Raw genomic sequence first — 20,402 nt, forward strand, 5'->3', positions numbered from 1 at the left:
GCTGGCGGCGTGTCGGCGGCGGATGACGGCGTGTCGGGGCGCACGTCCGCCGTTGTGACATGTGTGACGCGCGGGAGACAGGCGCGGCGGCACGGCCGCCGCGGGTCAGACCAGGGGTGAGGGCCGGGGGTCGAGGACGGCGGAGACGATCGACTCGATCGCGAACTGCGACGCACGAGCGAGGTCGACCGCGGTCGGCTCGAGGAGCCACTGCACCTGGAGTCCGTCCATGACGGCCAGGATGCTCGCCGCCGCATCGTCGATGACGGCCGGCGCCTCGATCCCGCGCTCGGCGCACACGAGCCGGAAGGCGGCGTCGACCTCGGCACGCAGGGTCCGGTAGCGCCCCTCGAAGTAGGCCCGCCCGGGATGGTCGTCGGTGACCGATTCGGCGGACAGCACGGCGTAGGCCTGCACGATCCCGGCGCGCTGGGAGTTGTCCAGCGCGGTCTTGACGAGGTGGCGGAACAGATCCATGCCGTCGGGGATGTGCTGCCCCTCGAGGTCGGCGACATCGGTCTGGTCGCGATGGACCAAGACCTCCAGCAGGAGCTGATCCTTGGAGCCGAAGTGGTGCAGGATCCCGGCGTGGGTCATCCCGACCTGATCGGCGATGTCCTGCAGCGTCCCGCCCGTGAATCCCTTGGCGCCGAAGATGTCGACGGCGGCGTCGAGGATCTCTCGGCGGCGCGCGATCGTCTCCGGCCGCGAGCGCGGCTGACGACGGTGATCGACCATGCCGGGATCCCCCTCTCGAGTTGTCGGATCAGAGTCTACGCAGTGCCCCCGGCCTGGTTTCGCGAGGGGTTGTGTACTTACTTACTTGATTGTAAGTTAACTACGCAATCACGCTCAGCGCCGAGTCTGCACTCCTCTCGAGGGGACACCCGGCGCCGGGACCCCACGTATGAAGGAGATGCAATGAGGCTCAGAACCTCCCTCGCCGCCGCCGGCCTCGCCGCGGCTCTCGTCCTGTCTGGTTGCGCCGCCGGAAGCGGCGACCAGAACACCGGCGACTCCGGCCAGCCCGGCGCCGCCCTCACGATCGCCAAGCCCGACGGCGCGATCACCACCGAGTCCCACAACCCCTACCTCGGCGACTCCTCGGCCTCGAAGTACGGCTATGCGAAGGTGATCTTCGAGCCGCTGGCCCTCGTCAACCCCACCGGCGACCTCGGCACCACGCCGTGGCTGGCCGAATCGGTGGAGTGGAACGACGACTACACCCAGCTCACGGTCGTCCCCCGCAGCGGCGTGAAGTGGAGCGACGGCACCGACTTCACCGGCGAGGACATCGTCTTCACCTTCGACCAGTACCTCAACGGCACGCTGGCCGACACCGGCGCCCTCAACTACACGGGCGCGACCGTCGACGGCGACAAGATCACGCTGTCGTTCAAGAACTCGAAGTACACGGCCCAGGCCCGGGTGCTGCACACTCCGATCGTGCCGAAGCACATCTGGGAGAACATCGACGACCCCAACACCGACCCGCTCAGCGGCGACGGGCTCGCGGTGGGAACCGGCCCCTATGTCCTCGACAGCTGGACCACCGAGTCGGTGACGCTCAAGGCCAACCCCGACTACTGGGGCGGCGAGCTCGCGGTCCCGGAGCTTCACTACGTGTCCTACGGCGACAACGCCGCGCTGACGACGGCTCTCGTCTCCGGCGACGCCGACTGGGCGCAGGCCTTCATCCCGCAGATCGAGTCGAGCTACCTCTCGGCCGACGAGGACAACCAGTTCCTCGTTTCGCCGACCGCGGGCGCGGGGACGCTCTTCATGAACCTGCAGACCAAGCCCTTCAACAACGTCGCCCTGCGCCAGGCGCTGGCGTGGACGATCGACCGTCAGGCCTACGTCGACATCGCTCGCGAGGGCGCGAGCGCACCGGTGTGGAGCGTCACCGGTCTCGGCGACGTGCTCAGCAGCGAGATCCTCCCGGAGTACCAGGGACAGAACTACTCCGTCGACGTCGACAAGGCCAAGCAGATCCTCACCGATGCCGGTTACACGTGGAAGGACGAGAAGCTCATCGACCCCGACGGCGAGGCCGTCTCGTTCTCGATCTCGGTGCCGGCCGGGTGGAGCGACTGGAACACGGAGCAGGCGCTGATCGCCGAAGAGCTCGACGAGGCCCTCGGCATCGAGGTCAAGGTCGACCAGCCCGACTGGGGCGGCTGGGACGCCGCTCGCCAGGAGGGCACGTTCCAGGCGATCATCCACTGGCTGGAGGACACCGGGAACGCCTACGGCATGTACACCTCCACGATGGACCCGAAGTGGATCGTCGACGACAAGGCGCAGTTCAACTTCGGCCGCTTCGACGACCCGAAGGTGACCGAGGCGCTGAACACCTACGCGAACGCGTCGTCGGACGATGAGCGCCAGGCCGCGCTCGCGGTGATGCAGAAGGCGTTCGTGGACACCGTCCCCGCCATCCCGCTCGGGTCCCACCCGCTGCTGGGCGAGTTCAACACCCGCAACTACGTGGGATGGCCGTCGGAGGACGATCAGTACGCCTCCGCCGACCCGACACAGCCGGGCATCGTCCAGGTTCTGACGAAGCTGAAGCCGGCCGAGTAAGCCGCACCGGCGGGGTGGGCGCGATGGCGTCCACCCCGCCGCACGCATCTTCTCGAGCCCCGCCCGCGCGCTCCCCGTCCGCGCGCTCCCTGCCCGCGCGCCCCGTCTTCCTCGTCACCACGAAAGCGAGTACGCCCCACGATGAGCGACACCTTGCTGTCCATTCGCGACTTCTCCGTCGCCTACGATGTCGATCCGCCGGTCCGGGCGGTCAACGACGTCACCCTCGACCTGCAACGCGGCGAGATCCTCGGTCTGGCCGGAGAGAGCGGCTGCGGAAAGACCACCCTCGCCTACGGCGTGCAGCGCCTGCTCAAGGCGCCGGCCGTGATCACCAGCGGATCGGTTCTGTTCCACGATGCGTCGGGCGAAACGATCGACATCAACGCCCTGGATCCCGAGCAGATGCTGCGGTTCCGCTGGGACAAGATCTCGATGGTGTTCCAGGGCGCGATGAACGCGCTGAACCCCGTCGCGACCATCGGCTCCCAGCTCGCCGACGTCTTCGAAGTGCACCGGCCCTCGATGTCGTCCTCGGAGCGACGAGCGGCCGTCGTCGAGTTGCTGGAGATCGTCAAGGTGGGCGGTCAGCGCATCCGCTCCTACCCCCACGAACTGTCGGGTGGCATGCGACAGCGCGTCATGATCGCGATGGCGCTGGCCCTGCGTCCGCAGCTCATGGTGATGGACGAGCCGACCACCGCGCTGGACGTGCTCGTCCAACGCGAGATCCTGCGCCAGATATCCGAGCTGCGCCGCGAGTTCGGCTTCTCGGTGATCTTCATCACCCACGACCTCCCGCTCCTGCTGGAGATCAGCGACCGCATCGCGATCATGCGGGACGGGGAGATCGTGGAACTGGACACGGCGGAGCGGATCTGGACCGATCCGCAGAACGAGTACACCCAGACGCTGCTGTCCTCCTTCCCCCGCCTGACCGGAGAGAAGGGGGTGGTGGTGCGATGACCCTCCTCGAGTTCGACGACGTCACGAAGATCTACTCGGTGCGCGGGGCCGGTCAGATCCGCGCCTTGGATCAGGTGAGCTTCACCCTCGAATCCGGGCGGACGATCGGCCTCGTCGGCCAATCCGGAAGCGGCAAGTCGACCATCGCCAAGATCCTCACGCAGCTCGAGGTGCCCACGAGCGGGCAGGTGCGTCTCGACGGCGCTCCGATCCCGCGCCACGGAGCGGGGCTCCGGCGATACCGCCAGCAGCTGCGCATGGTCTTCCAAGACCCGTTCGCCTCCCTGAACCCGTACCACTCCATCCGCTACCACATCGAGCGCCCCCTGCGTCTGGACGCGGTGGTGCCCAAGGCCGAGATCGAAGACGAGGTCCGGCGTCTCCTGGAGCGGGTCCGGCTCTCCCCCGACGCCGTCATCGACCGTCGCCCGCACGAGCTCTCCGGCGGGCAGCGCCAGCGGGTGGCCATCGCCCGCGCCCTCGCCTCCCGACCGCGCCTGCTCGTGGCCGACGAGCCGGTGTCGATGCTCGACGTCTCGATCCGCCTCGGTGTCCTGAACCTCCTCGCCGATCTCCAGCGCGAGGAGGGGCTGGGCGTGCTCTACATCACGCACGACCTCGCCACCGCGCGCCACTTCAGCGACGAGATCATGGTGCTCAATCAGGGACGCGTGGTCGAACGCGGCCCCGCCGACGACGTGATCCTGCGTCCGCAGGACCCCTATACGCGCGAGCTGCGCGCCGCCTCTCCCGATCCCGAGCGCCACTTCGCCGCGGCGGCGGGAACGCCCGAACGCCGCGACACCCTCGGAGGTGACCTGTGACCGCCGTCGAACCCCAGCTGCCACCGGAGGAGCTCGTCCCCTCCCCGGCCGACCCGCTCGAACTCGGCACCACCGCCACGGCCGCCGTGAAGGGGCGCTCCCGCATCCCCTGGCGCTTCCTGGGCGGACGGGCGGCGTTCTATCTGTTCACCCTCTGGGCCGCGATCACGATCAACTTCTTCCTTCCGCGGCTGATGAAGGGCGACGCGGTCGACCAGTACCTGGCGCGCAACCGCAACGTGAGCCCCGAGGCTGCCGAAGCACTGCGCGCCCTCCTGGGCCTGGACACCGACAAGTCGCTCCTGCAGCAGTACGTCGACTATTGGGCGCTGCTACTGCGCGGCGACCTCGGAGTCTCGCTGCTCCACGGCCTCCGCCCGGTCACGGAGGTGATCAGCCAGGCCCTTCCGTGGACGATCGGGCTCGTCGGCTTCGCGACGATCATGTCGTTCGCGATCGGCACCATCGGCGGCGCGATCGTCGGATGGCGGCGCGGAAGCAAGCTCGACGTCTTCATCCCGATCACGACATTCCTGAGCACGATCCCGTACTTCTGGCTCGGGCTGCTGGCCATCGCCCTGTTCTCGGTGAACCTCGGCTGGTTCCCGATCGGCAAGGCCTACGGCGTCGGCGTGAAACCGGAGTGGTCGGCCGAGTTCATCGGCGAGGTGATCCATCATGGAACTCTCCCGGCGCTGACGATCATCGTCGCCTCGCTCGGCGGGTGGATGCTGGGCATGCGCAACATGATGCTCACGGTGCTCGACGAGGACTACATCACCGTGGCCCAGGCCAAGGGCATGCCCAACCGGCGCGTGTTGTGGCGCTATGCCGCCCGCAATGCGGTGCTGCCGCAGATCCAGAGCTTCGCCCTGTCGATCGGCTTCATCGTCGGCGGGACCATCGTGATGGAGATGGTCTTCAGCTACCCCGGTGTCGGCAAGCTGCTGCTGGACGCCACCAACGCGAAGGACTACGCCCTCATGCAAGGCGTCTTCCTCGTCATCACCCTCTCGGTGCTCGTGGCCAACGTCCTCGCCGACGTCGCCTACGCCTTCCTCGATCCGCGCACCCGTCAATCGGAGGCCTGACCCATGACCCCCACCCCCTCTGGCACGCCGACCACCTCCGGCACGCCCAGCACGTGGCGCTCGCGCCTCGGCTCCGCGTTCGCGATGTTCCGCAACCCCAAGTCGATTGCGGGGCTCTCGATCCTCGGGTTCTTCGTGCTGGTCGCGATCTTCGCCGACGTGCTGGCACCCTACTCACCGACCAAGGTCGACCACACCGCACGATTCCAGCCTCCCTCGGCGCAGCACTGGCTCGGCACGACCCACATCGGCGAGGACGTCCTCAGCCAGGTGATCCACGGCACGCGCGGGGTGATCGTCGTCGGGTTCCTCGCCGCCATCATCGCCACCCTGATCGCGATCGTCGTCGGCGTCGTCTCGGGGTACCTCACGGGGTGGCGCAGCGAAAGCCTGTCGGCCCTCACGAACGTCTTCCTGGTGATCCCGGGCCTCCCCCTGATCATCATCGTGGCCTCCGTGTTCGAGGACCCGCCGCTCCTGCTCATCGCCGGGGTGCTGGGGCTCATCGGCTGGGCATGGGGCGCCCGCGTACTGCGCGCCCAGACGATGTCGCTGCGCAATCGCGACTTCATCCAGGCGGCACGCGCCAACGGAGAACCGCTGCGGCGCATCATCACCGTGGAGATGCTCCCCAACCTCATGGCACTGATCGCCGCGAGCTTCGTCGGCACCGTCACCGCCGCGATCCTGGGCTTGACGACCCTGTCGTACATCGGCGTGATCCCGGTGACGACGTACAACTGGGGCACCATCCTCAACTGGGCCGGCGCGCAAGGCGCGTTCCGTCAGAATCAATGGTGGTGGTACCTTCCGCCCGGCCTGTGCATTGCCGCCATCGGTGTCGCTCTCTCGCTCATCAACTTCGGGATCGACGAATACGTCAACCCGCGGTTGCGTTCCGCCGGCGAGCGGGCACGCGCCATGAAGAAGAAGGGCCTGAGCGTCAACGACGCCGTCACGGCCGTCCGCCCGACCTCCCCTCAGCCGACTCAGGAGACCGCCTCATGACGACCGTCGACCTCACCCACGCGCCCTACCTCGACGCCTCTCTGACGGCCGAGGAACGCGTCGCCGACCTCCTCGGGCGGATGACGCTTCCCGAGAAGGTCGGCCAGATGCTCCAGCTCGACGCGCGGGAAGACCTCGACGAGATCGTGCACGCCCGCCATGCGGGGTCGATCCTGCACACCTCTCCCGAGAAGGTCATGCAGGCGGCGGAGCTGACCGCGCGCACCCGGCTGCGCATCCCGCTGCTGGTGGCAGAGGACTGCATCCACGGCCACTCGTTCTGGCGTGGAGCGACCATCTTCCCCACGCAACTCGGGATGGCCGCCACCTGGGACCCGGACCTCGTGGAGCAGGTCGCCCGGGTCACGGCGGCGGAGGTGGCGGCCACCGGCATCCACTGGACCTTCTCGCCCGTGCTCTGCATCGCTCGCGACCTGCGATGGGGGCGCGTCAACGAGACGTTCGGGGAGGACCCCTTCCTCATCGGCGAGCTCGCCTCGGCGATGGTCCGGGGATATCAGGGCGGTGGCTTGGACGACCCCGACGCGATCCTGGCGACCGCGAAGCACTTCGCGGGCTACTCGGAGACGCAGGGCGGCCGCGATGCGAGCGAAGCGGACATCTCCCGCCGCAAGCTGCGGTCGTGGTTCCTGCCCCCGTTCGAGCGGGTCGCCCGAGAGGGCTGCCGCACGTTCATGCTCGGCTATCAGACCACCGACGGCGTGCCGATCACGGTCAACGACTGGCTGCTCAGCGACGTGCTCCGCGGAGAATGGGGATACACCGGCACCCTCATCACCGACTGGGACAACATCGGCCGCATGGTGTGGGAGCAGAAGGTGCAGCCCGACTACACGCACGCAGCGGCTGCGGCGGTGAAGGCCGGCAACGACATGGTCATGACCACGCCGCGATTCTTCGAAGGAGCTCTCGACGCCGTCGAGCGAGGCATGCTCGACGAAGCCGACATCGACCGGGCCGTCGCACGCATCCTGCGTCTGAAGTTCCGCTTCGGCCTGTTCGAGAACCCCCGCCACCCCGACCCGGAACGGATCGGGAGGGTGATCGGGTCCCCGGAGCACACGGAGCTCAACCTCGAGGTGGCGCGCCGCTCGCTCGTGCTGCTGCGCAACGACGGGACGCTGCCGCTCGCGTCGGGACGCACGACCGACGAGTCCGGACGCGCGCTCTCGGGAAGCGGACCCCGACGGATCGCAGTGGTCGGCCCTCTCGCCGACGATGCGCAGACCCAGCTGGGCGACTGGGCGGGGTCGTCCGGCCAGGTCGACTGGCTCTCCGACGGCCACCCGCGCGAGCAGATCGTCACGGTGCTCGACGGCCTTCGCGCCCTCGTCCCCGAGGACGTGGTCGTGGAGCACACGGACGGGGCATCGATCCTGACCCTCGCCGAGGATCCGCTCGGACCGCTGTTCCCCGACGGTCAGCCCCGGCCCCCGATCGTCGTGGCGTCCGAGCCCGATGCCGCACAGATCGCCGCGGCCGTCGACGCCGCTCGTCGCTCCGATGTGGTGGTCGCCGTCGTCGGCGACCGGATCGAGCTGGTCGGTGAGGGACGCTCGACGGCGACGCTCGAGCTCATCGGAGGGCAACGCGCGCTGCTGGACGCCCTCGCCGAGACGGGCACGCCGTTGGTGGTGGTGCTCCTGGCGTCCAAGCCGCTCGTCCTCCCTGAGTCGGTCCGCGACGCCTCACTCGTGTGGGCGGCCAATCCGGGCATGCAGGGTGGGCGTGCCGTCGCGGAACTCCTGTGGGGGCTCGTGGAACCCGTCGGGCGACTCCCGATCTCGTTCGCCCGGCACGTCGGCCAGCAGCCCACGTACTACAACCAGATCCGGGGCCAGCACGGCGACCGCTACGCCGACCTCACGCAGAGTCCCGCGTACGCCTTCGGCGAGGGACTGTCGTACACGACCGTCGAGTACGACGAGGCCGAGGTCCTCACCCCCGTCGTGTCGGCGGACGACGAGGTCCGGGCCCGCATCCGTGTCCACAACACCGGGCAGCGTCCGGTCGAGGAACTCGTCCAGGTCTACGTGCGCGACAGCGTGACCTCGGTCAGCTGGGCGGACAAGGAGCTCAAGGCCTACCGGCGCGTCGCACTGGAGCCCGGCGCATCGACGATCGTCGAGGTGTCGGTGCCGGCCGCGGACTGCACGATCGTCGACGCGGCTGGGAACAGGATCGTGGAGCCGGGGGCGTTCGAGCTGCTGATCGGGCCCTCCTCGCGGGACGCGGACCTCCACGCGGTGGCGTTCGAGATCGTCTGAGGCTCCAGCGGTCGCACGGCGACCGCCTCCTCCCGCTCGACGGCCGGGACGACACCCCGGTCGTCGAGCGGCGAAGCATCAGTCCTCGTCGTCCGACGCGTCCTCGTCGTCGGAAGCGTCCTCGTCGAGCTCATCGATGTCGACGCCGTCGAGATCGCCGGAGTGCAGCAGGGGCGATCCATCGTCGTCGAAGTCCGCGGTGTCGAGGTCGTCGAGGTCGGACAGATCGTCGCCCTCGTCCTCCTCATCATCGCCCTGATCGGCGTCGTCGAGGGGATCCTCGCCTCCCTCGGCCTCGGCCAACGCCGCCTGTGCCGCCTGGTACTCGGCCAGCCGCTCGGCCCAGGGCACCCATTCGGGCGCAAGGAGCGCACCCTCGCCGGGCAAGAGCTCGACCTCCAGCACGGTGGGATCGGCTCCCTCGACGACCGCGACACTCACGGTCCAGAACCACTGCGGATAGCCGGCAAGACGCGTGGCGAAACGCAGCGATACGACGCCACCGTCCTCGACGGTGTATCCGGCGGGGTCGCCGATCGTCTCGGCGGGGGTCACCTCGGCCAGCGCGGCGCGCGCGAGATCGTGAGCGGCGAGCAGCCGCTCATCGACCGGAGCCAGCGCCTCCGCGGGCCGGGCCTCCTCCGTCGGATCAGGCGTCGAGGTCATCGGCCACCTTGCGGAGAATGGCCGCGACCTTCTTGCCCTGCGCGTTGCTGGGGTAGCGGCCGTGGCGCAGATCTCCGCCGATCGTATCGAGCACCTTCACGAGGTCTTCGACGACGATCGCCATGTCGTCGGCCTTCATGCGATTGCGCTTGGACAGGCTGACCGGGGCGTCCAGCACCCGCACGGCGAGCGCTTGGAGTCCCTTGCGCCCGTCGGCCACGCCGAAGTCCAGCCGCGTCCCCGCCTTGAGCGAGTCCGTTCCGGCGGGAAGCGCCGTGGCGTGCAAGAAGACGTCCTGGCCATCATCTGTCGTGATGAAGCCGAACCCCTTCTCCTCGTCGTAGAACCTGACCTTGCCGGTGGGCATCTCAACCTCGCTGCGTGCTGCTGGGCCGCGCGCGAGCGGCGCGCGGGCATGACGGAACCGGAGCCGTTCCAGGCCCCGCGACAAGCCTACGCCACGGCGGCGAACCGCTAGGCTGAGCCCGATGGCCACTTCGAAATCCCCCTCCCCGTCGTCGGGGGGCGACCTTCCCGTTCGACGGATCGATCGCGTGCTCGCGTTCATGTCGCTCGGCCTGCTGGTCCTGTCGCTGGCGTGCTTCGTCGCCATCATGATCGGCTCCGGCCTGAAAGCCGACTTCGGGACGCCGATCTGGCAGACGGTGGGACTGCTCGTCTACGTGGCACCGATCCTGGCCTTCGTGCTGCTGCTGGCGGTGCTCATCATGACCTTCATCCGGAGGGCCCGGGCTGGCAAGGACGGCTAACGTGGCCGCCCCCGACGCGCGCACGCTGGCCACGCTCCTGGCCACACTGGACGACGCGTCACTGGCCGCTCTCCTCGACGAGCGCCGCATCCTTCCCTCGGTGGGCTGGGACGACTACTTCGACGCCGCGGATGCTCTGCTGGATCCGGCATCGGTCGCACGCGGGCTGGCGAGCCTCTCGCGAGAGCCCGCCGAAGCGCTGAGTGCGGCCATCGATGCGTCCGAACCCGTGACCCCCGGGTCGGTGCGCGACGAGCTCGTCCGACGCGCGCTCGTGACCCCCGACGGCGATCCCTACCGCGCGGTCGCCACGGCGTGCCCGCCGCTGACGCCCGACCCCGACCTTCCTCGTTCGACCGAGGCGGTGGCCGAGCAGGATGCGGCGCAGGCCGCTGAGCGGGCGTTCGCCTCGGCCACCTCGCTCGCCGATGTCCTGCAGTCGGCGCTCGCCCTCCCCCTGACGCGGATCGGGTCGGGCGCGCTCGGAGCGTCCGATCGTCGTCGCCTGGTCGAGGCGCACGCGGTCGAGACCGCGGATGCGGCCGACGAGCTGCTGGCCATCTCCGCGGCAGCCGGGCTGGTCACGGGCACCGACCGCCAGTGGCTCGTGACGTCCCGAGGCGTCGACTGGCTCGCCCTGCGCACCGTCTCGCGCTGGCACGAGGTCGCCCGCCGCGTCCGCGACGCCCTGCCCGCGGGACTGCGCCTTCGCGACGGAGGGTGGATCCCGGTCTCGCAGTGGGCGGGCGCCTACCCCTTCGATCCCACCTGGCCGGAGCGCGCCGAACGCTGGCGGGTGCTCTTCGAACGGTGGGCCCTGATCGGCCCCCAGGGGGCCGTGCCCCCGTGGGCCGCTGGGCTCGCCGACGGCCACGACGCCGACGAGGCGGCACTGCAGGCGCTCCTGCCCATCGAGGTCGACCGCGTCTTCCTGCAGAACGACCTCACCGCGATCGCCCCCGGACCGCTCGAGCCCGCTCTGGACATGAGGCTGCGGTCGATGGCCCACCGCGAGACCCGCGCCCAGGCGTCCACCTATCGATTCACCGCCGAGAGCCTCAGCGCCGCACTCACCGCGGGCGAGACTGCGGAGTCCTTGCGCGAGTTCCTCTCGTCCCTGTCATTGACCGGCCTTCCCCAGCCCTTGGTGTACGAGATCGAGCGCAATGCCCGGCGACACGGCAACGTGCAGGTCGGACCCGACGGGGCCGGCAACACCCGAGTGACCGCCGACGACCGATCGCTCCTCCAGGCCCTCGCGGTGGATCAGGCCCTGCGGCCCCTCGGACTGGTGACGGATGCGGACGGCCTCCTCACGCGCTCCGCTCCGGAGACGACGTTCTGGATGCTCGCCGACGCACGCTACCCGGTGACGGCCGTCGACGTCGACGGTCGACCCCGCGTCCTGGACCGTCATCGCGTGGCCGCAGAAGCGCCCGCGCAGCCCGCCAGCGAGGTGTACGCCCCCGTGCTCGCGCGACTCCGGGATGCCCACGACACCGATGCCGACTCCGCCTGGCTCGGACGCGAACTGGAGCAGGCCGTGCGGGCCCACGCGGTCCTCGCGATCGTCGTGCGCCTTCCCGACGGGAGCGACCGGGAGATCACGATGGAGGCGACCGGGCTCGGCGGCGGACGCCTGCGCGGCCGAGACCGCGTCGCCGATGTGGAGCGCACGCTCCCCGTCTCGAGCATCGTGAGCATCCGTCCGGTCTCGGGGTGAGGGCACCCGCGACGTTCCGGTGACTCCCGCGCCCCCGTCGCGCCGCGGCCGGTAGACTGGCACGTTATGGCTGATGGCCCCCTGATCGTGCAAAGCGACCGCACCGTCCTGCTCGAAGTCGCTCATCCCGACGCGGAGAACGCGCGCCACGAGCTCGCGATCTTCGCCGAGCTCGAGCGGGCCCCCGAGCACATCCACACGTACCGGATCACGCGTCTGGGGCTGTGGAATGCCCGCGCAGCCGGACACGATGCCGACGACATGCTCACCACCCTCGATCGGTGGTCGCGGTTCCCGGTGCCCCCGTCGGTGTCCCTCGACATCCGCGAGACCGTGGGCCGCTACGGCCGCCTCGTCATCGAGCGCGACGACGACGGCCAGCTCATCCTGCGCTCCACCGACACGGCGGTGCTCGCCGAGGTCTCGCGCAACAAGCGCATCCAGCCGCTGCTGATCGCCCACCCCGCACCCCACCTCTTCGTCATCGACGCGTGGGCTCGCGGGCACATCAAGCAGGAGCTGCTGAAGATCGGCTGGCCCGCGGAGGATCACGCGGGCTACACGCCGGGCACCCCGCACGAGATCGAGCTGCACGAGGACGGCTGGACGTTGCGGCCCTACCAACGCAAGGCGGTCGACATCTTCAGCGAGGGCGGCTCCGGCGTCGTCGTCCTGCCGTGTGGAGCGGGGAAGACCCTCGTGGGGGCGGCCGCCATGGCCGACACCAAGACGACGACGCTCATCCTGGTCACCAACACGGTGAGCGCTCGACAGTGGCGCGACGAACTGCTCAAGCGCACGAGCCTGACCCCGGAGGAGATCGGCGAGTACTCCGGACAGGCCAAGGAGGTCAAGCCCGTCACGATCGCGACGTACCAGATCCTCACGGCCAAGCGGAAGGGCGAGTATGCCCACTTGGCCCTGCTCGACGCCCTCGACTGGGGACTCATCGTCTACGACGAGGTGCACCTGCTCCCCGCCCCCGTCTTCAAGCTCACCGCCGATCTCCAGGCACGGCGCCGGCTGGGGCTCACCGCCACGCTCGTGCGCGAAGACGGCCGCGAGGGCGACGTGTTCAGCCTCATCGGGCCGAAGCGCTTCGATGCACCCTGGAAGGAGATCGAAGCACAGGGGTTCATCTCGCCGGCCATCTGCTACGAGGTGCGCGTGGACCTTCCCGCCTCCGACCGCCTGGAGTACGCGGCAGCGGCCGACGACGAGCGCTACCGGATCGCGGCGACGGCGCACGCGAAGATCGGCGTGGTGCGCGACCTCGTCGCCAAGCACCGCGGCGAGCAGATCCTCGTGATCGGCCAGTACCTCGACCAGATCGACATCCTGGCCGAGGCGCTCGACGCGCCGCAGATCACGGGGGCGACGCCGGTGGACGAACGCGAGGAGCTCTACGGAGGCTTCCGCGAGGGCAGGATTCCGGTGCTCGTCGTCTCGAAGGTCGCCAACTTCTCCATCGATCTCCCGGAGGCATCGGTCGCGATCCAGGTGTCGGGCTCGTTCGGCTCGCGCCAGGAGGAGGCCCAGCGTCTCGGGCGGCTCCTGCGACCGAAGACGAGTGGTCACACCGCCAGCTTCTACACCCTCATCGCCCGCGACACGGTCGACCAGGACTTCGCGCAGAATCGCCAGCGGTTCCTCGCCGAGCAGGGCTACAGCTACACGATCCTCGACGCCGACGACCTCGCCGCGGCGTGACGACCACGCTCGGGGCCTCGACCGCGCGCCGCGGGATATCCAGCATGCGCATGGTTTCCGGTGCCAAGATGGGGCTATGACCGCTCCGCGCATCCTCGTCGTCGACGACGAACCGAACATCCGGGACCTGCTGGTCACGAGCCTGCGTTTCGCCGGCTTCCAGGTACGTGCCGTCGCCAACGGCGCGCAGACCATCTCGGCCGTCCTCGAAGAAGAACCCGACCTCATCGTGCTCGATGTGATGCTGCCCGACATGAACGGGTTCAGCGTGACGAAGCGTCTGCGCGGTGCGGGCTACACGGCGCCGATCCTCTTCCTCACCGCCAAGGACGAGACCGAGGACAAGATCGAGGGGCTCAATGCCGGTGGCGACGACTACGTCACCAAGCCCTTCAGCCTCGACGAGATCGTCGCCCGCATCCAGGCGATCCTCCGCCGCACGATGCAGGCGGACGAGGAGTCGACCATCAAGGCCGGCGAGCTCACGATGGACCAGGACACCCACGACGTGCTCGTGGGTGACGTGTCGATCGACCTCTCTCCCACCGAGTTCAAGCTGCTGCGCTACCTCATGCTCAACCCCAACCGTGTCCTGAGCAAGGCGCAGATCCTCGACCACGTGTGGGAGTACGACTTCAACGGCGACGCGGGCATCGTCGAGAGCTACATCTCCTACCTGCGCCGGAAGATCGATCCGTACTCGTCCGAACCGCTGATCCAGACCAAGCGCGGCTTCGGCTACATGCTCAAGACCGGCAAGACCGCGTAGCGACCCCCACCGGAAGGGACGGCTCTGACCGGCACCAGCGCGAAGACCGACCGGGTCACCTCATGGTGGCGCGGTACGAGCCTGCGCGCCAAAGTCACCGGCGTCACGGTCGCCGTCCTCGCGATCGGCCTGATCGCCGCCGGCGTCGGCACGGGCGTGCTGCTGCGGAACGTGCAGATCGCCGCCCTCGACCAGAACCTCCGTCAGCTCGCGCCCACGGATGTCACCAGCACGCTGTTCGACATCGATGTCGTCGATGAGACCCCGACCTTCACCCGCAACCAGACCACGGCGACCCAGTTCTACGTCGCCGTCTACGGGCCCGACGGCGAGCTCGTGGTCTCGGGCGGTGGCGGGACGCAGCGCCCCGATGTGCCCAAGGTGTTCTCTCTCGAGAAGACGGTTCTCGTGGGGACCGAGCCGTTCGAGCTGTCGGCTGTCAACGGGGGCACGAAGTTCCACGCCGCCGTCGACATCCTTCCTCCTATCCCCGGCGTGCGCGACAGCTATACCCAGCTCGTGGCGCTCCCGCTGTCGAGCGTCAATCAGACGGTGGCCAACTACGTGGGGATCTACACGATCTTCGTCGTGCTCACGATGGTCGCTGGGGCCCTGCTGACCCGCTGGCTCGTCACGCTCGCCTTCCGGAGCCTGGGCGAAGTGGAAGAGACGGCGATGTCGATCGCGGCCGGCAACTTCAGCCAGCGGATGGGCGACAGCTCGACGCGCACCGAGGTGGGCCGCCTCAAGACCGCGATCAACGCGATGCTGGACCGCATCGACCACGCGCTGGGTCAGCGCGACGCCTCGGTCCGGCAGATGCGCCGATTCATCGGCGACGCGAGCCACGAGCTGCGCACCCCGCTCGTGACGGTCCGCGGCTACGCCGAGCTCTACCGCATGGGCGCGATCTCTGGTGACGAGCAGATCGCGCAGTCGATGGAACGGATCGAGAAGGAAGCGGTGAGGATGGGTGCCCTCGTCGAGGACCTGCTCGCCCTCGCCCGCCTCGACGAGCGACGCGACATCATCATCGTCGACGTCGATCTTCGGCCCATCGCCCGCGACGCGGTCTTGGACACGCGGGTGACCGCGCCGGGACGCACGGTGACGATGGTGGACGAGACCCTCGTGCTGCCGCCGCTGACAGAAGAGAGCAGCGCGAACGAGCCCGCGGAGAGCAAGGACACGTCCGCCCGGGGCCGACGATCGGCGACGCTCGCCGATGCGACGCGGTCGATCCTGCGGCGGCGTCCCCGGCCGGCGCCGGAAGCACGTGCCCCCGAGGAGACGGTCGAGGCCGCTTCTCCGGCACCCCGCCCACTCTCGCCGCCGATCGTGCTGGGCGACGAGAACCGCATCCGGCAGGTGGTCACGAACCTCCTCACCAACGCCCGACGCTATACGCCAGACGACTCGCCGATCGAGATCGCCGTGGGCGTGGACGAACGGGCCGGGATGGGCTGGATCGCCGTGATCGACCATGGCGACGGCATTCCCGAGATGATCCGCGACAAGATCTTCCAGCGCTTCTGGCGCGCAGACACCTCCCGCACCCGGGAGACGGGCGGTTCGGGCCTGGGCCTGTCGATCGTCGCCTCGATCGTCGAGGCTCTGCACGGCGCGATCGACGTCGTGGAGACCCCGGGGGGCGGCGCGACCTTCCGGGTCTCCTTCCCGCTCGCCCAAGCGCGGCCCGTCGAGGAGCACCTGCTCATCGAGACGCAGCCGCTCCCGCGGTTCCGCGAGAGCTGACCGCCGCCCCTCCTCCCCACGCCCGGATTCTGTCGGGCATCCGCTCGCGGTGCGCCGAGGGACCTCGCGCGGGATCAGGACCCGTCTAGCGTTACCGCATCCGGAAGAAAGGGGAAACGATGGCAGTGTTCAGCGTCGACAGCGAGGCCATGCTCGCCGCGACCACATCGGTGCGGGCGACCGCGGATCGGCTCCAGGCCGATACCTCGGCGATGATGGGGCAGCTGACGCAGCTGCAGGGCTCGTGGACGGGGTCGGCCGCCACCGCCTTCCAGGGCGTGATCGAGCGGTGGCGGGCGGCGCAGCGCGAGGTCGAGAGCGCTCTGGCCGATATCAGCACCGCTCTGGGGCGTGTCGGCGACCAGTACGCGCAGACCGAGACGGCGGCGACCGGCGTGTTCCGCTGACGCACCGGGATCGACCGGCACACCGCGCACACGACAGCGGGGCCCCTCCCGAAGGAGAGGCCCCGCTGTCTCGTGTGTCGCGTGGGATCAGAAGTCCATGCCACCGGTCGGGTCGCCGGCCGGAGCCGCGACCTTCTCGGGCTTGTCCGCCACGACGGCCTCGGTGGTGAGGAACAGACCCGCGATCGACGCCGCGTTCTGCAGCGCGGAACGCGTGACCTTGGCCGGGTCGATGATGCCCGCGGCGAACATGTCGACGTACTCGCCCGTGGCCGCGTTCAGGCCCTGGCCGACGGGGAGCTCGCCCACCTTGTTGGCCACGACGCCGGGCTCGAGACCCGCGTTGAGGGCGATCTGCTTGAGCGGAGCCTCGATCGCGACCTTGACGATGTTCGCACCGGTCGCCTCGTCACCGACGAGCTCGAGCGAGTCGAACGCCTTCTTGCCCGCCTGGATGAGCGCCACGCCACCACCGGGGACGATGCCCTCCTCGACGGCCGCCTTGGCGTTGCGGACGGCGTCCTCGATGCGGTGCTTGCGCTCCTTGAGCTCGACCTCGGTGGCCGCGCCCGCCTTGATGACGGCGACGCCACCGGCGAGCTTGGCGAGGCGCTCCTGGAGCTTCTCGCGGTCGTAGTCGCTGTCGGTGTTGTCGATCTCGCGCTTGATCTGGGTCACGCGACCCTCGATCTGAGCCGAGTCACCGGCACCCTCGACGATCGTGGTCTCGTCCTTCGTGACGATGACCTTGCGCGCGCGGCCGAGGAGGTCCAGCGTCGCGTTCTCGAGCTTGAGGCCCACCTCTTCGGTGATGACCTGGCCGCCGGTGAGGATCGCGATGTCCTGCAGCTGCGCCTTGCGGCGGTCGCCGAAGCCCGGCGCCTTGACGGCGACCGACTTGAAGATGCCGCGGATCTTGTTGAGCACGAGCGTTGCGAGCGCCTCGCCCTCGACGTCCTCGGCGATGATGACGAGCTCCTTGCCGTCCTGGATCACCTTGTCGACGATCGGCAGAAGGTCCTTGATGTTGGAGATCTTCTGGTTCGCGATCAGGATGTACGGGTCCTCGAACACGGCTTCCTGACGGTCGGGGTCCGTGACGAAGTAGGGGTTGATGTAGCCCTTGTCGAAGCGCATGCCCTCGGTGAGCTCGAGTTCGGTGCCGAAGGTCTGCGACTCCTCGACGGTGACGACGCCCTCCTTGCCGACCTTGTCGATCGCCTCGGCGATCAGCTCGCCGATCTCGGGGTCAGCAGCGGAGATGGAGGCAGTCGCGGCGATCTCTTCCTTGGTCTCGACCTCCTTGGCGGAAGCGAGCAGCTCGTCGGAGATGGCCTTGACGGCCTTCTCGATGCCCTTCTTCAGGGAGATGGGGTCGGCGCCGGCCGCGACGTTGCGCAGGCCCTCACGCACGAGCGCCTGAGCGAGCACCGTCGCGGTGGTGGTTCCGTCACCGGCGACGTCGTCGGTCTTCTTGGCGACCTCCTTGACGAGCTCCGCACCGATCTTCTCGAAGGGCTCGTCGAGTTCGATCTCCTTGGCGATCGAGACGCCGTCGTTCGTGATGGTGGGGGCGCCCCACTTCTTCTCGAGCACGACGTTGCGGCCGCGGGGGCCGAGCGTCACCTTGACGGCGTCGGCCAGGATGTTGAGGCCGCGCTCGAGGCCGCGACGGGCCTCCTCGTCGAAAGCGATGATCTTTGCCATGTGTGTGTCGTCCCTCCCGGACGTAGGCGATGTCTTTAGCACTCACTGATAGCGAGTGCTAAATCATTCTGGCACTCGACCATGCCGAGTGCAAGCCGCGTGGGAGGTGTGCCGCCGTCGCGGCAACGCGGCGTCAGAACGTCACTTGACGATCGCGACCGATCCGCGCTCGGGGACGAGTTCGACCCACGTGTTGCCGGCGGCCAGCGTCACCGGCTCGCCGTCGGAGTCGGTGAGCACGATGCGGGAGTCGCGGTCCTTCTTCGACCACTTGATCTTCAGCGTCTTCCCCCCGGTCGAGACCGTTCCCGACCCCTTGCCCACCAGGCGGGTACGCGGCACCGTGCCGTAGTCGACCTTGACGGTCAGTGTGACGACGTTGGTCGCCCGCAACTGCGTGCCGTGGGAATCGACGTCCTTGCGACCGCTCTGCGACCGCAGGTAGGCGCCCGCCTTCTCGCTCCAGCGCCACGCACGATGCGACTCGCTGGAGAACACCAGGTCGAGACCTTTGGCGCTCGACCCGTCGGCGGCGGCCGAGGCCTGTGTGGCCGCGGTGGCGTAGTCGAACTGCTGCTTCGGCGGCGCGAGCTTCTTGTAGGCCTTCCGGAGCTCCTGCGCCTTGACGACGACGTTGTGCGGCGCCCGCTTCTGATTGGACCGGAACATGTGCACGCCGTCCTTGCCCCCGTGGATCGCGGCGTGGACATCGGTGGCCCAGATCATCTCGATGAAGGGTCGCTTGCCACCGGAGAAGGCGATGATCCCCTTGAAGGGGCCGATGATCTCGGGGTCCATGGGCCGGATGCTGCGGATCGGACCGATCTCTTTCGGCACGTCGGAGAACCACACCGCCACGTAGCGGGTGATGCCGCCTTCGACGAGCTCTTCGAAGACGATGTCCGTGCGCTCGAGCCCCCACTGCGGACGCGCGTCCCAGTGGTTGTCGATCTTGGCGGCGAGCGCCGGGCCGGTGATCTCATCGAGCGGGACGACGGTCCCCCGAAGCGGCGACACTCCCGTGGTGGGTGTCGGCGTCGGTGTCGGCGTGGGAGTGACCGTCGTCGTACTCGGCGCGGCGGTCGGCGACGCGACCGTCTCGGGTTCGGGACCGCAGCCGACCAACAGCACCGAGGAGACGGCCAGAACGGCGAGCGCCGAGACGGCGCGCAGGGGAAGGCTCACCTGGGCAGGATAGCCGAGGGCGTGCGGATCAGACCGTGACCACGCGGACCGACTCGGCCTGCGGGCCCTTCTGCCCCGTGCCGACGGTGAACTCGACGGTCTGACCTTCCTCCAGCACACGGAAACCGGACATCTCGATGTTGGAGTAGTGGACGAAGACGTCCTGGTCTCCGGCGACGGTGATGAAGCCGAAGCCCTTCTCGGCGTTGAACCACTTGACGGTTCCCTGGGTCATGATCTTGCTCCTGAAGCTGCGGTGGGACGTCGCAATGCTAACGACGCCTCAGCGCCCGATCAGGCCGTTCCGGCAACTGTTGACATCGGCGCATCGAAGTCTTCACACGCGCGAAACACGAGCGCATCCGCGGCCTCAGGGAGTGGAGCTCTCCGTGCTGTCGGCCCGGTCCATGCCGATCACGATGACCAGCTGTCGCAGGGTCGCATCGTCGCCGTCCTGATAGGCCTGGCTGAACTCCACCTCGGCATTGCCGATGGCCTCCGCCAGTCCACGGGCGGCGCCTTCGTCGTCTTCGCGGGCGTAGAACACGGTGGTCTGGGCGAAGTCGTGCTCGCCCGCGTCACCGACGCTGACATCGGCGGCCTTCCATCCGGCCGCGACCACATCGGCGCTGAGCGTGCTCCCCAGTCCCTCCTGCGGAGTGGCATTGAGGATCAGGACGGTGTACGACGTGTCCACGGTCGGCTCGGCCGGCTCCCGCGGCGCTGCCGCCGTCGACGCTGCCGGTCCCGGGCCGAACGTTCCCCCGGCCCACAGCGTGCCGGTGACGCCTGCGGCCACGAGCACCACCGTGGCGATCGCCGCCCACAGCCACACGCGTCCCCGGCGGATACGCGGCTGCTCCGCCCGGTGTGCGCCCACACGACGGGCGTCGCGAGAAGAAGCGGGGGGCAGCTCGTCGAATCGGTCGGTCGGATGAGTCTGCACC

At 68.9% G+C, this 20,402-nt stretch carries 19 protein-coding genes; 12 read left to right on the forward strand and 7 right to left on the reverse strand.

Annotated elements, in window-relative coordinates; translation table 11 throughout:
* Positions 1–105: 105 nt before the first annotated feature.
* Positions 106–738 carry a TetR/AcrR family transcriptional regulator gene (locus tag AVP41_RS05570; protein ID WP_067161876.1) on the reverse strand — a complete coding sequence of 211 codons (633 nt, stop codon included), beginning with the start codon at positions 736–738 and terminating at the stop codon, positions 106–108.
* Between the two features lie 183 nt (positions 739–921).
* Between AVP41_RS05570 and AVP41_RS05575 the strand changes: the two genes are divergently transcribed.
* The 6 genes from AVP41_RS05575 to AVP41_RS05600 all read left to right on the forward strand — a co-directional run bounded on the left by AVP41_RS05575 (position 922) and on the right by AVP41_RS05600 (position 8,763).
* Positions 922–2,586: an ABC transporter substrate-binding protein gene (locus tag AVP41_RS05575; protein WP_067161880.1), complete on the forward strand. Its 1,665-nt coding sequence runs from the start codon at positions 922–924 to the stop codon at positions 2,584–2,586.
* Between the two features lie 141 nt (positions 2,587–2,727).
* Positions 2,728–3,552, forward strand: a complete 825-nt coding sequence (locus AVP41_RS05580; RefSeq protein WP_067161883.1) for an ABC transporter ATP-binding protein — start codon at positions 2,728–2,730, stop codon at positions 3,550–3,552.
* The gene (locus AVP41_RS05585) at positions 3,549–4,376 is read left to right on the forward strand and encodes an ABC transporter ATP-binding protein (RefSeq protein WP_067161886.1); all 828 of its coding nucleotides are present in this window, start codon (positions 3,549–3,551) and stop codon (positions 4,374–4,376) included. Before AVP41_RS05580 ends, AVP41_RS05585 begins: the two co-directional genes overlap by 4 nt.
* Positions 4,373–5,467, forward strand: coding sequence for an ABC transporter permease (locus AVP41_RS05590; protein WP_067161890.1), 1,095 nt, complete (start codon positions 4,373–4,375; stop codon positions 5,465–5,467). Before AVP41_RS05585 ends, AVP41_RS05590 begins: the two co-directional genes overlap by 4 nt.
* Before the next feature lie 3 nt (positions 5,468–5,470).
* Positions 5,471–6,475, forward strand: coding sequence for an ABC transporter permease (locus AVP41_RS05595; RefSeq protein ID WP_067161893.1), 1,005 nt, complete (start codon positions 5,471–5,473; stop codon positions 6,473–6,475).
* The gene (locus AVP41_RS05600; RefSeq protein ID WP_067161897.1) at positions 6,472–8,763 is read left to right on the forward strand and encodes a glycoside hydrolase family 3 N-terminal domain-containing protein; all 2,292 of its coding nucleotides are present in this window, start codon (positions 6,472–6,474) and stop codon (positions 8,761–8,763) included. The genes AVP41_RS05595 and AVP41_RS05600 overlap by 4 nt, the downstream gene beginning before the upstream one ends.
* 78 nt (positions 8,764–8,841) lie before the next feature.
* Here the strand turns inward: AVP41_RS05600 and AVP41_RS05605 are convergent, their stop codons facing one another.
* Positions 8,842–9,429 carry a DUF3027 domain-containing protein gene (locus AVP41_RS05605; protein WP_067161900.1) on the reverse strand — a complete coding sequence of 196 codons (588 nt, stop codon included), beginning with the start codon at positions 9,427–9,429 and terminating at the stop codon, positions 8,842–8,844.
* Complete coding sequence (locus AVP41_RS05610) at positions 9,413–9,796, reverse strand: cold-shock protein (RefSeq protein ID WP_067161903.1); 384 nt, start codon at positions 9,794–9,796, stop codon at positions 9,413–9,415. The genes AVP41_RS05605 and AVP41_RS05610 overlap by 17 nt, the downstream gene beginning before the upstream one ends.
* 121 nt (positions 9,797–9,917) lie before the next feature.
* Between AVP41_RS05610 and AVP41_RS05615 the strand changes: the two genes are divergently transcribed.
* The 6 genes from AVP41_RS05615 (at position 9,918) to AVP41_RS05640 (ending at position 16,563) form a co-directional block, all read left to right on the forward strand.
* The gene (locus tag AVP41_RS05615; protein WP_067161906.1) at positions 9,918–10,199 is read left to right on the forward strand and encodes a multidrug ABC transporter ATPase; all 282 of its coding nucleotides are present in this window, start codon (positions 9,918–9,920) and stop codon (positions 10,197–10,199) included.
* Between the two features lies 1 nt (position 10,200).
* Positions 10,201–11,922, forward strand: a complete 1,722-nt coding sequence (locus AVP41_RS05620) for a helicase-associated domain-containing protein (RefSeq protein WP_067161910.1) — start codon at positions 10,201–10,203, stop codon at positions 11,920–11,922.
* 66 nt (positions 11,923–11,988) lie between these two features.
* Positions 11,989–13,632 (forward strand): DNA repair helicase XPB, encoded by a 1,644-nt coding sequence (locus tag AVP41_RS05625; protein WP_067161914.1) that lies wholly within the window; start codon positions 11,989–11,991, stop codon positions 13,630–13,632.
* Between the two features lie 76 nt (positions 13,633–13,708).
* Positions 13,709–14,401, forward strand: coding sequence for a response regulator transcription factor (locus tag AVP41_RS05630; RefSeq protein ID WP_067161918.1), 693 nt, complete (start codon positions 13,709–13,711; stop codon positions 14,399–14,401).
* A 156-nt stretch (positions 14,402–14,557) separates the two neighbouring features.
* Positions 14,558–16,156, forward strand: a complete 1,599-nt coding sequence (locus tag AVP41_RS05635) for a sensor histidine kinase (protein ID WP_231902669.1) — start codon at positions 14,558–14,560, stop codon at positions 16,154–16,156.
* Between the two features lie 119 nt (positions 16,157–16,275).
* Positions 16,276–16,563, forward strand: coding sequence for a WXG100 family type VII secretion target (locus tag AVP41_RS05640; RefSeq protein WP_067161925.1), 288 nt, complete (start codon positions 16,276–16,278; stop codon positions 16,561–16,563).
* An 87-nt stretch (positions 16,564–16,650) separates the two neighbouring features.
* Here AVP41_RS05640 and groL read toward each other — a convergent pair whose 3' ends face one another.
* The 4 genes from groL to AVP41_RS05660 all read right to left on the reverse strand — a co-directional run bounded on the left by groL (position 16,651) and on the right by AVP41_RS05660 (position 20,401).
* Positions 16,651–18,270: a chaperonin GroEL gene (gene groL / locus AVP41_RS05645; RefSeq protein ID WP_067161928.1), complete on the reverse strand. Its 1,620-nt coding sequence runs from the start codon at positions 18,268–18,270 to the stop codon at positions 16,651–16,653.
* A gap of 141 nt (positions 18,271–18,411) precedes the next feature.
* Positions 18,412–19,455 carry a DUF3048 domain-containing protein gene (locus tag AVP41_RS05650; protein ID WP_067161932.1) on the reverse strand — a complete coding sequence of 348 codons (1,044 nt, stop codon included), beginning with the start codon at positions 19,453–19,455 and terminating at the stop codon, positions 18,412–18,414.
* Positions 19,456–19,483: 28 nt separating this feature from the next.
* Positions 19,484–19,690, reverse strand: coding sequence for a cold-shock protein (locus tag AVP41_RS05655; RefSeq protein WP_067161936.1), 207 nt, complete (start codon positions 19,688–19,690; stop codon positions 19,484–19,486).
* Between the two features lie 135 nt (positions 19,691–19,825).
* Positions 19,826–20,401, reverse strand: a complete 576-nt coding sequence (locus AVP41_RS05660) for a LytR C-terminal domain-containing protein (RefSeq protein WP_231902670.1) — start codon at positions 20,399–20,401, stop codon at positions 19,826–19,828.
* Position 20,402 lies beyond the last annotated feature (1 nt).

Origin of the sequence: Microbacterium sp. TNHR37B (genome assembly GCF_001620065.1) — a bacterium.
GTDB lineage: Bacteria > Actinomycetota > Actinomycetes > Actinomycetales > Microbacteriaceae > Microbacterium.